The organism is Streptomyces sp. NPDC058662, from assembly GCF_042716255.1.
GTDB lineage: Bacteria > Actinomycetota > Actinomycetes > Streptomycetales > Streptomycetaceae > Streptomyces.
This window is the reverse complement of sequence record NZ_JBHXRU010000021.1, coordinates 63,434-76,105: the sequence shown is the minus strand read 5'-3', so window position 1 is coordinate 76,105 and position 12,672 is coordinate 63,434. Positions and strand designations below refer to the sequence as shown.

The window sequence follows — 12,672 nt, the reverse complement described above, 5'->3', positions numbered from 1 at the left end:
ACCCGGATCGGTGCGGGGGCCCTGCCGTTGGAGGCGGCGGTCAGCCCGCGGCGCCGGCCTTGCGGCGCCGGACCACCAGCACGGCGCCGGCGGCGATCAGCGCGGCGGCCATCGTCGCGATCAGGCCGACCGGCGCGTCGGAGCCGGTCCTCGCCAGATCGCCCCCGCCGGTGGAACCGCCCGTCGCGGCGTCCGAACCGGACGGCGCCGGCGACGAGGCCGAACCGGACGGCGACACGGTCGGCGAAGCCGAGGCGGACGTGCTGCCCGAAGCCGAAGCCGAAGCGGACCCGGACGCGGACGCCGAGGTCGAGGCAGACGCCGACGTCGAGGCCGACGCGGAGACCGAGGTGGACGGCGACGCGGTCGCCGTCCCCGTCGGGGACGGCGTGGCGGTGGCCGGGCAGGTGTGCGACAGGTTGAACCACGTGAGCTTCTTGCCGCCGCCGGTGGTGCCCTCGACCTCGGCAACGGCCGACACCAGCTTCGCGCCGGGCTCCGAAGCCGCGTACGCGTGGTTCTCGTTCGGCGGACCGAAGACGGTGACGACCTGCTCGCCGCCGGGCTCGAACGTCACCGTCAGCTTCACGAACGAGACCTCGTTCGGGCTGCCCGGCGCGATGAAGTGCCAACCGTCCCTCGTCGCCGGGATGTCGGCGCACTTGGGCTCCGGCTTCCCGAAGGAGTCCGCCGTGATCGGAAGGGGCTGGTGCAGCGGGACGGTGTACGCGTCGGCCGCGAGGGCGGGGGCCGTACCGGCGGCGACGAGGAGGGAGGACGCTGCGGCGGTGAAGGCCGCCCGGCGGATCCTGGAAAGGGCCATGAAGTACCTCTGACACTGATGAGGAAGGAGAGCCGTGGGGGGCGGCGCTCAGCTTCGTCACCGCGACCGCCCCCGGTCAAGAGGCACGCGTAGGTATTCGTGGGGATTTGGACGCCTGAGCGCCGCTCTGTCCGGTATAACGATCCTGTACGGCGGCGCGCCCCGGGAGCACGCCGCCGCGGAGGCTCAGGAGTTGTACGTCGACTGCGCGCGCTCCAGGCCCTCCTGGACCAGGCACTCCACGGCGTCGGCCGCCCGGTCCACGAACCACTCCAGTTCCTTGCGCTCCGCCGAGGAGAAGTCCTTCAGCACGAAGTCCGCGACCTGCATCCGCCCCGGGGGCCGGCCGATCCCGCAGCGCACCCGGTGGTAGTCCGGGCCCAGCGACTTCGTCATCGACTTCAGCCCGTTGTGGCCGTTGTCCCCGCCGCCCAGTTTCAGGCGCAGCGTCGGGTAGTCGATGTCCAGCTCGTCGTGGACGGCGACGACCCGCTCCAGCGGGACCTTGTAGAAGTCGCGCAGGGCCGTCACCGGACCGCCGGACAGGTTCATGTACGTCATCGGCTTGGCCAGCACGACACGGCGGTTGGCCGGTCCGGGCGGCCCCATACGCCCCTCGACGACCTGCGCCCGGGCCTTGTGCGCCTTGAACTTCCCGCGGATCCGGTCCGCCAGCAGGTCGGCCACCATGAACCCGATGTTGTGGCGGTTGCCCGCGTACTCCGGGCCGGGGTTGCCGAGGCCCACGATCAGCCAGGGTGCCGCGTCGTCCGACATCAAGAACTCCTTAAGCGAAGACGACCGCCGTCCCGCTCCAGTGGAGCCGGACGGCGGTCGGTCAGCAACTGCTGAGGGGGGAAGGCGAGGCTCAGGCCTCGGTGCCCTCGGCGTCGGCCGCCGGCTCCTCGGCCTGCGGGGCGACGACCTGCAGGACGGCGATGTCGCCGTCGACGGCCAGGGTGGTGCCCGACGGGAGGACCAGGTCCTTGGCGTGGATGGTCGCACCGGCCGCCAGACCCGCGATCGAGACGGTGACCTCGGTCGGGATGTGGGTGGCCTCGGCCTCGACGGAGATCGTGTTCTGGAGGGTCTCCAGCATGTTGCCGCCGACGGCCAGCTCGCCCTCGGTGACGATCGCGACGTCGACGGTGACCTTCTCGCCCTTCTTGACGATCAGGAAGTCGACGTGGGCGATCGAACGCTTCAGCGGGTGCTTCTGCACGGCCTTGGGGATGACCAGCTCGGTGCCGCCGCCCGCGATGTCCAGGGAGATCAGGACGTTCGGGGTACGCAGCGCCAGCGCCAGGCCGTGGCCCTCGACGTTGACGTGCTTCGGGTCCTGGCCGTGACCGTAGATGACAGCGGGGACCAGCGCGTCGCGACGGGCCTGGCGGGCGGAGCCCTTGCCGAAGCTGTCACGGAGCTGGGCGGAAAGCTTGACCTCGGACATGCTCACTCCTCGTGGGGTGACGGAAATGGACGGAAGTCACCCGGCCGGAACGGCCTGCTACGAAGAGCGCGTCGATAACGGAGAATCCGTACCGGAAAACAGGTACGGCCTCCCTCGCCGAGCAACTCATGGAGTGTACCCGGCGGGGGAGGCCGCACCAAAAGGATCTAACGCGGAGCCTACTGCTGCTCCTCGAACAGGCTGGTGACCGAGCCGTCCTCGAAGACCTCGCGCACCGCGCGCGCGATCATCGGGGCGATCGACAGCACTGTGATCTTGTCGAGCTCCAGGTCGGACGGGTCCGGCAGGGTGTTCGTGAACACGAACTCGCTGACCTTGGAGTTCTTCAGGCGGTCCGCGGCCGGGCCGGACAGGATGCCGTGCGTGGCCGTCACGATGACGTCCTCCGCGCCGTGCGCGAAGAGCGCGTCGGCGGCGGCGCAGATCGTGCCACCGGTGTCGATCATGTCGTCGACCAGCACGCAGACGCGGCCCCGGACCTCACCGACGACCTCGTGGACGGTCACCTGGTTGGCGACGTCCTTGTCGCGGCGCTTGTGCACGATGGCCAGCGGCGCGTCCAGGCGGTCGCACCAGCGGTCGGCCACCCGCACACGACCGGCGTCGGGGGACACGATCGTCAGCTTGGTGCGGTCCACCTTGGCGCCGACGTAGTCCGCGAGGACCGACAGCGCCGAGAGGTGGTCCACCGGGCCGTCGAAGAAGCCCTGGATCTGGTCCGTGTGCAGGTCGACCGTCAGGATGCGGTCCGCACCCGCGGTCTTGAGCAGATCCGCGACCAGGCGGGCCGAGATCGGCTCGCGGCCCTTGTGCTTCTTGTCCTGGCGGGCGTACCCGTAGGACGGGACGATCACGGTGATGGAGCGGGCCGACGCGCGCTTGAGCGCGTCGATCATGATCAGCTGCTCCATGATCCACTTGTTGATCGGAGCCGTGTGGCTCTGGATCAGGAAGCAGTCCGCTCCACGTGCCGACTCCTGGAAGCGGACGTAGATCTCACCGTTCGCGAAGTCGAAGGCCTTGGTCGGCACGAGGCCGACTCCCAGCTGGTGCGCGACCTCCTCGGCCAGCTCGGGGTGGGCGCGGCCGGAGAAGAGCATCAGCTTCTTCTCGCCGGTCGTCTTGATCCCGGTCACAGCACTGTCTCCTCAGACGTGTTGAAAGCTGCTCGCCCCCGTGTGCGTCCGTCCCGCACACGGTCAGCCAGCCGAATTGCGTGCACCTATCACGGTACGCCGTCGCCGACGTACCTGTTTCCGGTCAGTTCACCTCAACGGCCGTCGGAGTCCACCTGGACCGCCGACTGCGCCGCCGCCGCGGCGGAACTCCCCGGACGCTTGCGGGCCACCCAGCCCTCGATATTCCGCTGCTGGCCGCGGGCCACGGCCAGCGCACCCGGCGGGACATCCTTCGTGATCACGGACCCGGCGGCCGTGTAGGCGCCGTCCCCGATGGTGACGGGCGCCACAAACATGTTGTCCGAGCCCGTCTTGCAGTGCGAGCCGACGGTGGTGTGGTGCTTGTGCTCACCGTCGTAGTTCACGAAGACGCTCGCCGCGCCGATGTTCGTGTACTCACCGATCGTCGCGTCGCCCACATAGGACAGGTGCGGCACCTTGGTGCCCTCGCCGATCGTCGCGTTCTTCATCTCGACGTACGTGCCGGCCTTGGCCTTCGCCCCCAGGACCGTGCCCGGGCGCAGGTACGCGAACGGCCCCACGGTGGCCTCGGCGCCCACGACGGCGCTGTCCGCCACGGTGTTGTCCACGCGGGCGCGCGCGCCCACCGTCGTGTCCGCCAGGCGGGTGTTCGGACCGACCTCGGCCCCTTCCGCGATGTGGGTGGCGCCCAGCAGCTGGGTGCCGGGGTGCACGACCGCGTCCTGGCCGAAAGTGACCGTCACGTCCACGAAGGTGGTGCCCGGGTCCACGACCGTCACGCCCGCGAGCATGGCCCGCTCCAGCAGACGCGCGTTCAGCAGGGCGCGGGCCTCCGCGAGCTGCACGCGGTTGTTGATGCCGAGGATCTGGCGGTGGTCGGAGCCCACCGAGGCGCCGACGCGGTGCCCCGCCTCACGGAGGATGCCGAGGACGTCGGTGAGGTACTCCTCGCCCTGGCTGTTGTCGGTACGGACCTTGCCGAGGGCGTCCGCGAGCAGCGCCCCGTCGAAGGCGAAGACGCCCGAGTTGATCTCCCGGATCGCGCGCTGCGCGTCGCTGGCGTCCTTGTGCTCGACGATGGCGACAACCGCCCCGCCGGCGTCGCGCACGATGCGCCCGTACCCGGTGGAGTCCGGCACCTCGGCGGTGAGCACGGTGACGGCGTTGCCGTCGGCCTCGTGCGTCGCGGCGAGCTGCGCCAGGGTCTCGCCGGTGAGCAGGGGGGTGTCGCCGCAGACGACGACCACGGTGCCGTGGACGGTCCCGTCGAGCTCTTCGAGGGCCATCCGGACGGCGTGGCCGGTGCCGTTCTGCTCGTACTGGACGGCGGTGCGGACGCCGGCGTCGATCCCGGCGAGGTGCGCGGTGACCTGCTCGCGGGCGTGCCCCACGACGACGACGAGGTGGGCGGGGTCCAGCTCGCGGGAGGCGGCGACCACGTGACCCACGAGCGAGCGCCCGCAGATCTCGTGCAGAACCTTGGGTGTGGCCGACTTCATGCGGGTGCCTTCACCCGCTGCGAGTACGACGACGGCTGCCGGGCGGTTGGCGCTCACGGGGATGCCCTTCGGCTTCGGGGGTGGACCCGTGAAGGATACCGGGGGGCCGGGCCCCCCCGACGAAGCCGGGTCCCGACCGCGAAGGCCAGGACCCGAAGGTGAGCTGCTCCCCTGCCAGGACTCGAACCCGGACATAAGGCACCAAAAGCCTCAGTGCTGCCAATTACACCACAGGGGATCAATTCCGACTAAACGGACATCTCTGTCCGGTGATCCAGTCGACGGCACCTACTATGCCGCACCGAGTGCCCTCCATGCGACGTACGTATAGGAGCCATTCGGGACGCGTTCCGCGAGCGGCCGCGCCGCGCGCCGCCCGCGGATGCCCGGTGCGTCGAGGTCGTAGCGCGGCGGGGCCGCCCCCGCCCGAATTCCGGTCGCGGTGGTCCGGGGGCCGCTGCGTAGGCTGGCCGTATGACCAGTACGGGGGAAGTGGAAGGCCGCGCTGGGCCGCCGTTGTGGTGGGCGCGCCGGCGGGATGCCGTGGTGGACGTGGTGCTCGGCGGGGTGTCCGCCGTCGAGTGCGCGTGGGAGGGGGTTGCCTTCGCCGGTGAGGCGGGGGCGCCGACCGCGCTCGGGGTGGTGTTCGGGCTCGCAGTCGGATCCACCCTCGTGCTGCGGCGGCGGTGGCCGATCGCCGTGGTGCTGGTGGGGATCGCCGTAGCGCCCGCGGCCATGGGATTCCTGCTCGGCGTGGTGGGGCTGTACACGCTCGCCTCCTCCGAGGTGCCCCGGCGGATCACCGCGACGCTCGCGTCGATGTCGCTGGCCGCGACGTACGTGGTGATGTACCTGCGCACCCGGGTGGACGTGGAGGCCGATCCGCGGCTGGTGGTCGTGCTCTCCGGGTTCGTGGCGGTGGCGCTGACCGTGCCGCCGGTGCTGTTCGGGCTGTACATCGGGGCCCGGCGCCGGCTGCTGGAGAGCCTGCAGGAGCGGGCGGACTCGCTGGAGCGGGAGCTGTCGCTGCTGGCGGACCGGGCGGAGGAGCGGGCCGAGTGGGCCCGGACCGAGGAGCGGACCCGTATCGCGCGGGAGATGCACGACGTCGTCGCCCACCGGGTGAGCCTGATGGTGGTGCACGCGGCCGCGCTGGAGGCGGTCGCCGCCAAGGACCCGGCGCGGGCGGCGAGGAACGCGGCGCTGGTGGGGGACATGGGGCGGCAGGCGCTGACGGAACTGCGGGAGATGCTCGGCGTGCTGCGGGCGGAGGCGCCGAAGCCGGCGGCGTCCCCCGCGGTGGCGGCCGTGGCCCTCGCGCCGGCGGGCGCGTTCGAGGACGGGCCCTCGCTCGGGGAGCTGGAGGGTCTGGTGGGCCAGTCCCGGGCGGCCGGGATGGTCGTGGAGATGCTGGTGCAGGGCGAGGGGGCGGTGTACGCGGCGGAGGTGGAGCAGACGGCGTACCGGGTGGTGCAGGAGGCGCTGACCAACTGCCACAAGCACGCCCCGGGGGCGCGGGTCGTGGTCCGCCTCGCGCACCGGGGGGGTGAGGTCGCGATGCAGGTGGAGAACGGGCCGTGCGACGGGAAGGCCACCGAGCCCGGTCTGCCCAGCGGCGGGAACGGGCTGGTGGGGATGCGGGAGCGGGTGCTGGGGTTGGGCGGGGTGTTCGTCTCCGGGCCGACGGACGCCGGCGGGTTCCGGGTGTCGGCGGTCCTGCCGGCCTAGGTGTGTTGTCCGGTCGGTTGACGAAGCCGTCTGGCGGCCCGTCCAGCGGACCCGCGGGGGCGCGCCCGGCCCGCGGGAGCGCCCCGCAGCGGCCCCCGGGCGGCGGCGCCGGCCCGCGGGACGCGGCCGCGGTCAGGCTGTGGTGAGGCGGATCGGCTGGAGGCCGGTCAGCAGGAGGGTGAGGGCTTCGTCGACGCCGGAGCCCAGGTACCAGTCGCCGGTGTGGTCGACGGCGTAGACCCGCCCCTCGCGGTCCAGTGCGAGGTGGGAGCCGCCGTCCGCCTCGACGCCGAGGGGGCAGAGCTCGGTGGACAGGGCCCGGCCCAGGTCGGCGAAGGTGCGGGCCAGGTGGAGCCCGGTGAGCGGGTCGAGCCGGACGGGCGTGGGGGCTATCTGGCGGCCGGTCCCGGGAGCGGCGACGGTGAGGCCGCCGAACTCCGCCCAGGCCTCGACGGCCGCGGGGAAGACGGTGTGCCGGTGCCCGGCGGGAGTGGTGTGGTCCCGCAGTGCGTCGGCCCAGTACTCGGCCTGCTTGATGTCCCAGCGGCCCGGTTCCCAGCCGGCGGTGCGCAGGGCGGAGTCCACGGCGACGGGGAAGCGGGTGGCCGAGGAGCGGTCGTAGGACGCGGAGGTGGTCGTCATGGCTACTCGGAGGGGGTGAGGTCGACGGGGCGTACGCCGAAGTGGGCGAGGAGGGCTTCGCAGGAGCGGCAGGGGGGTGCGTAGCTGCCGTGGAGGGGGTCGCCGTCCTCGCGGATGCGTCGGGCGGTGATCTTCGCGTGCTTGAGGGAGCGGCGGGCCTCGCTCGGGGTGAGGGGCTTGCGCGAGGCGCGGCGGGAGCGGGCGCCCTCGACGGCGGTGAGGTGCCGGGAGACGAGGATCGCCTCGGGGCACCGGCCGGTGAAACGTTCGCGCTGGCCGCTGGTGAGGGTGTCGAGGAAGTCCTGGACGAGCGGGTGGAGGGCGGGGGGCTGGTCGGCCTTGCCGGCGGTGCCGGTGAGGGTCTCGCCGCGTACGGAGAGGGCGGCGGCGACGGTGGGGAGGATGCCGTCCCGGCGAAAGCGCAGGACGGGGACGGCGGGGCGGCCGGCACCGCCGCCCCAGCGCAGGCGCGGGTCGCCGGCGGGGCCGGCCGGCTCCGTGCCGCCGGGCGCGGTGTCCGGGGCCCCGGCGCGGGCCGGGGCCGGGGTGGCGGCGCTCGCGCCGGTCATGCTCGTCGAACCGGTGGTCCGCGGGGCGGAGTCGGCCGGATCTGTGCGTGTCGCCGTGTGGTGCATGGTCGTGCCTTCCCTCCCGTGGCGGCGGTGATGGCCGCTGTCGCGCACGCCCCCGTGCTGCGGGGACAGCCTGTCAAATGTCTCCTGTCATGCGGAAGCGGGGTCGAATATTCGTATCAATTCGGATGTTCCCGGCCACCGTGCGGGTGCGTGGCAGGCACGCGGCCGACCCCCTTGCCCCAGCACATAGGCTGTGGTGAACCAGCCAGATCCAGCAGGGGGCTACCGCCATGACGACAGGTCGGCTCGGGCAGCATGCCGCGCCACCCAACTCCGCGTACGCGGGGCAGGTCGTGCATTTCCCGGACCCGGTCCGGGCCGCTCGGCATCCCCGCGGTGTGCGGATGGACGGCGACGGATATCCGGACTTCTCCCCTTACGCCCGTGCGGCGGTGGAGATCGCGGAGCCGCCCGAGGGGTTCGGCGCGGACGAGCTGAGGCTGACGGACTGCGTCTCGGCGAACGCGGCGATGCGGGCGGCCGGGCACGAGCTGTGGGACACGGTCGGCCCGGTGGCCACCCCGCACGGCTGGACCTGGCACCACGTGGCGGGCTCGCGGCGCATGGAGCTGGTCCCGGTCGAGGTGAAGGCGCTGCTGCGGCACCACGCGGGACTGGCGACCGCTCCGGTGGACCACGAGAAGCGGGGGACGCGCCCGCTGCAGGAGGTGCGCCCGGCGCACCTGGGGCTGCCGAAGTCGGTGGTGTCCGTCTCCGAGGCGCAGGTGCAGGGCGTCGAGGAGGACCTGGGCTACCGGCTGCCGGAGCCGTACCGCGCGTTCCTCAAGGCCGCGGGAGGGTGCGCGCCGGTGGGCGTGGGCCTGGACGTGGACCTCGGTGTGCTGGTGGACCAGCCGTTCTTCACGGTGCGCGAGGAAGCGGCCGTCAACGACCTGGTCTACGTCAACAAGTGCCTGCGGGACCATCTGACGAAGGACTACCTGTGCGTGGCCTTCGCGCAGGGCGGGCTGCTCGCGCTGAAGGTGCGCGGTGAGGCCGTCGGGTCGGTGTGGTTCTCTCCGTACGACGACGCGCGCGACCGTGACGGGTGGTCGGTGCAGGAGCGTGTGGAGCGGTTGTTGCTGCCGTGCGGCGCTGATTTCGACGCCTTTCTGGAGCGGTTGGCGGGCAATCCGCCGGAGCTGGAGACGGTGGCCGGTCTGATGGTGGACGGCGGATTCGCACGCTCGGTTCCCGTGGCGCGTTCCGGTTCGGATGAGGGGTGACGGCACGGTGGTGACGTTCGCGCAGGCGCAGGAGCGCGCAGAGGAGTGGATCAACGGGGACGTGCCCGCGTACCAGCATCGTGAGGTGCGGGTACGGGAGTTCGGGCTCGGGTTCGTGGTGTGGGCGGAGGACCGGTCGGCCGGTCCGGTGTCCGGGGGCGGCCGGCAGCGGCTGGTCATCGCCCGGGACAGCGGGGAGGTGACGCTGTGGCCGGGACTGCCGGTGGGTGAGGTGATCCGCCGGTACGAGGAGGAGTACGGCGCCGCGGCCGGGGCGGTGGCCTCGGAGGCTTCGGTTCCGCCGCCGCGGATCGACTCGGAGCAGACCTCCTTCATGCTGAGCCCGCCGGAGTGGCTGCAGGAGGCGGCGGACCGGGCGGGGATCCCCGGCGGGTCCTCGCGTGCGGCCGCGGCTCCGGCCGGTGCGGCCGCGGCTTCCGGTGCTCCCGACGCGCCCGTCGGGGCGGCGGGGGAGCCCGCGGCCGGGGACGCGCCGCGCCCCGGGGGCGGGGTGCCGTACGAGCCGACGGCCAACGACGGGGTGCCGGTCGGTGCCACGCCGTGGGCGGGCACCGATGTGAACCCCGGAGCGGACGACGGCTCCGTGGCGCTGCCCGCGACCGTGTTCGCGCCGCCGCTGTCCGGTTCGGACCTGGAGGACCTGCCGTCGTCGGGGTCCGCCCCGGAGGCCAGGACCACCCTGATGCCGGGCGGCAGCCAACTGCCGAGGACGGCGGTCGTTCCGGCGCTGGGGCAGGACGCGGCGCCGGTCGCGCTCGCCGACGCCCCGACGGGCAGGGCCGAGGTCTCCCGCCCGGCGGGCGGGGCCTCCGAGGGCGGCGCGTCCGGCGCCGTCGGGTTGCCCGCGTCGGCGCCCGCGTCCGCGGGGGACGGCCTGTACGCGACCCCGCCGGGTCCGCCCGGCGCCCCCGGCGGCGGGGCGCATCACGCCGCCACCATGCTGGCCGGTCCCGGCGTACCGCAGCCTCCCGGTCCGCCGGGAGCGCCGGGTGCCGTCGGCGTGCCGGGCCCCTCGGGTGCTTCCGGTGCTTCCGGTGCGGGCCGGCCGCCCGCGCCCCCCGGTCCGCCCGGCGCCCCCGGGGCCTCCAGTGGGCGGGGTATCGACCATGCCGCGACGATGCTGGCCGGTCCGGCCGTGGTCGGGCGGCCGCCCGCGCCCCCCGGTCCGCCCGGCGCCCCCGGTGGCGGGGCCCACCACGCCGCCACCATGCTGGCGGGCCCCGGCGTACCGCAGCCGCCCGGTGCTCCGGGCACGCCCGGAGCGGGCATCGACCACGCCGCGACGATGCTGGCCGGTCCGGCCGTGATCGGGCAGCCGCCCGCGCCCCCCGGTCCGCCGGGGCAGCCGCCGGCGGGTCCCGCCGTGCCGCAGCCGCACGCCCCCTCGGGCCTGCCCACGGTCGGTCCCGGCTACCAGGCCGTCCTGCGCTACCGCGCCCCCGACGGCTCCGAGCAGCAGCTCATCCGCCGCTCGGCGCCCGGCACCCCGCACCCGGAATGGCAGATCCTGTACGAGCTGCGCGCCATGAACGTGCCGCCGCAGCAGGTGCTGGAGCTGCACACCGAGCTGGAGTCGTGCGAACTGCCCGGCGGCTACTGCGCCCGCATGATCCGGGAGACCTGGCCGCAGGTGCGGATCACGAGCGTGGCCCCGTACGGCAAGGACCACGCGGGCCGTCAGCAGGGCATGCGGCACCTGCTCACCCATCAGGGCGAGCTGCACCAGGTGGCGGACGGACCGGCGCGCCCCGCGCCGGTACGCGCGCCCCTGCCGCAGGTCCCGTTGCAGCCTGCGATCCCGCTGGACGCCATCGCGCAGGAGCTGGCGGGTGCCTTCGGGCCGCAGGGCGTGTTCCGCTTCGAGCAGCGCGCGGTGTCCCGCCAGGGCGTGCCGGACATCGTGGCGCAGACGCTGATGTGGTCGGGCCTGCCCGTCGACTTCGGGCCGTTCTTCTGGGCCCAGGCCGTACCGGGGGCGCCGTTGCCGACGCTGGCCGAGATGGCGGCGCAGCGGCAGGTGCAGCCGTCGTCGGACGCGGGGTCCTACCTCGTCGTCGGCAGCGACTTCGGCAAGGCGCTCTGTGTGCAGTACGGCACCGCGAACATCGTGGCGGTTCCGGTCGAAGGCGGTCCGGGCGGTGCTCCGGTGCCTCCGCAGTTCGTGAATTCGAGCCTGCCGCAGTTCGTGCGGTGCCTGGCGATGCTCGGTCACATGTGGCGTCTGCGCCAGCATCTGACGCCGGAGCAGGCGGGCCGCTGGACCGTCGATTTCCAGGCGAATCTGGCGGGGCTGGACGGTGCGGCCCTCGCCTCGCCGGAGAACTGGTGGTCGGTGCTGCTGGAGCAGATGTGGGACGGACTGCTCTGACCGCGCCTGATCCGATGATCGGTTGAATGGCCGGGCCGAGACCCTCGAACGGGGTCTCGGCCCGGCCATTCAGGCTTCCGGGAGCAAATGACGCATCCTTGGCAGGAATCCCCGCGAGAGAGGCGCATCCAGGATGAGTGCTCCCATTGCGACCGTGCGCGGTCGCGGCTACCGCATGGAAGAGGTCGACCGGTACCTCTCCCGGCTCTCCGGCAGCCGTGACGAGGCCTGGGAACGGGTGGCGCGGCTGACCGTCCTGGCGAAGCGGATGGAAGCCGAGGCGGAGCGGCTGCGCGAGGCGGTGGCCGCGCTGGCCCCGCAGACGTACGACGAGCTGAGCGAGCGGGCCCGGCGGATCCTGCTGCTCGCGCAGGAGGAGGCGCAGGCCGTGCGCGCGGACGCGCGGGCGGACGTGTCCACGACCCTGGGCGCGGCCGAGGCGCACGCCGACCGGGTGGCGGAGCTGGCGCGCCAGGACGCGGAGGCGGTACGCGAGCAGACCGAGGTCCGGGCCTCGCAGGGGCTGGCGCGGGCGCAGCGGGAGGCGGACGAGGTCCGGGGCGCGGCGCGGGACGACGCGGAGCAGTGGCGGGCGCAGGCGCAGGCGGCGCTCGCGGAGACGCGGCGGCGTGCGGACGCGGAGACCGCGGAGCGGGAGCGGGAGCAGGCGGAGCGCTGGGACGCGGACGGCCGGGAGCTGGCGGAGCGGGTCGCCGTCGCGGAGGCGCGCCACGCGGAGCTGGAGCGGGACGCGGAGGCGCGGCTCGCGGAGGCGCGGCGGGGGTTGGCGGAGGCGGAGGAGTCGGCACGGCACGGGCAGGAGGACGCGGAGGCGCGGGCGGCGGAGCTGGTGGCGGGGGCGCGGGTGCGGGAGGAGCGGGTGGGTCGGGAGACGGAGCGGATCCTGCGGGAGCACGGGGAGGCGCAGGACGAGATGCGGGCGCACATGGACCACGTCCGCGCCAGCCTGGCCGCCTTGACGGGGCGCACGCCTACGGGGCCCTGACCGCTCTGCGGGGCGGGGGTTGTTGGCGGGGGTGGTGGGGGGTCGGGGTCGGGGGGGGGGGGTTTGGGCGGGGGAAAATTAGATTAGACGAGG

The 12,672-nt window shown here is 73.5% G+C and carries 11 protein-coding genes and 1 tRNA gene; 4 read left to right on the top strand and 8 right to left on the bottom strand.

The window, feature by feature from the left end:
- Positions 1–40 precede the first annotated feature (40 nt).
- The 6 genes from ACFWUQ_RS10940 to ACFWUQ_RS10915 form a co-directional block, all read right to left on the bottom strand.
- On the bottom strand, positions 41–823 hold the full coding sequence (locus ACFWUQ_RS10940; RefSeq protein WP_384535841.1) for an LPXTG cell wall anchor domain-containing protein: 783 nt from the start codon (positions 821–823) through the stop codon (positions 41–43).
- Positions 824–1,009: 186 nt separating this feature from the next.
- The gene (pth, locus tag ACFWUQ_RS10935) at positions 1,010–1,600 is read right to left on the bottom strand and encodes an aminoacyl-tRNA hydrolase (RefSeq protein ID WP_384535839.1); all 591 of its coding nucleotides are present in this window, start codon (positions 1,598–1,600) and stop codon (positions 1,010–1,012) included.
- A 91-nt stretch (positions 1,601–1,691) separates the two neighbouring features.
- Positions 1,692–2,273 carry a 50S ribosomal protein L25/general stress protein Ctc gene (locus tag ACFWUQ_RS10930; protein ID WP_384535836.1) on the bottom strand — a complete coding sequence of 194 codons (582 nt, stop codon included), beginning with the start codon at positions 2,271–2,273 and terminating at the stop codon, positions 1,692–1,694.
- 179 nt (positions 2,274–2,452) lie between these two features.
- Entirely contained in the window at positions 2,453–3,430 is a 978-nt protein-coding gene (locus ACFWUQ_RS10925; RefSeq protein ID WP_031138975.1) for a ribose-phosphate diphosphokinase, read from the bottom strand.
- Positions 3,431–3,564: 134 nt separating this feature from the next.
- The gene (gene glmU, locus ACFWUQ_RS10920) at positions 3,565–5,010 is read right to left on the bottom strand and encodes a bifunctional UDP-N-acetylglucosamine diphosphorylase/glucosamine-1-phosphate N-acetyltransferase GlmU (RefSeq protein WP_384535833.1); all 1,446 of its coding nucleotides are present in this window, start codon (positions 5,008–5,010) and stop codon (positions 3,565–3,567) included.
- A 109-nt stretch (positions 5,011–5,119) separates the two neighbouring features.
- Positions 5,120–5,191 (bottom strand) — tRNA-Gln (locus ACFWUQ_RS10915).
- Between the two features lie 236 nt (positions 5,192–5,427).
- On the opposite strand from ACFWUQ_RS10915, the gene ACFWUQ_RS10910 reads away from it, so the two are divergent.
- Positions 5,428–6,681, top strand: a complete 1,254-nt coding sequence (locus ACFWUQ_RS10910; protein ID WP_384535830.1) for a sensor histidine kinase — start codon at positions 5,428–5,430, stop codon at positions 6,679–6,681.
- Between the two features lie 132 nt (positions 6,682–6,813).
- On the opposite strand, the gene ACFWUQ_RS10905 is transcribed toward ACFWUQ_RS10910, so the two are convergent.
- Positions 6,814–7,323, bottom strand: a complete 510-nt coding sequence (locus ACFWUQ_RS10905; protein WP_384535828.1) for an SUKH-3 domain-containing protein — start codon at positions 7,321–7,323, stop codon at positions 6,814–6,816.
- A gap of 2 nt (positions 7,324–7,325) precedes the next feature.
- On the bottom strand, positions 7,326–7,892 hold the full coding sequence (locus ACFWUQ_RS10900; protein WP_384535825.1) for a YwqJ-related putative deaminase: 567 nt from the start codon (positions 7,890–7,892) through the stop codon (positions 7,326–7,328).
- A 296-nt stretch (positions 7,893–8,188) separates the two neighbouring features.
- Here ACFWUQ_RS10900 and ACFWUQ_RS10895 point away from each other — a divergent pair, with 296 nt between their 5' ends.
- From ACFWUQ_RS10895 to ACFWUQ_RS10885, 3 genes are all read left to right on the top strand, one after another.
- Complete coding sequence (locus ACFWUQ_RS10895; RefSeq protein ID WP_384535823.1) at positions 8,189–9,184, top strand: SMI1/KNR4 family protein; 996 nt, start codon at positions 8,189–8,191, stop codon at positions 9,182–9,184.
- Positions 9,185–9,191: 7 nt separating this feature from the next.
- Entirely contained in the window at positions 9,192–11,573 is a 2,382-nt protein-coding gene (locus tag ACFWUQ_RS10890; protein ID WP_384535821.1) for an SUKH-4 family immunity protein, read from the top strand.
- A 133-nt stretch (positions 11,574–11,706) separates the two neighbouring features.
- Positions 11,707–12,579, top strand: coding sequence for a cellulose-binding protein (locus tag ACFWUQ_RS10885; RefSeq protein ID WP_384535820.1), 873 nt, complete (start codon positions 11,707–11,709; stop codon positions 12,577–12,579).
- Positions 12,580–12,672 lie beyond the last annotated feature (93 nt).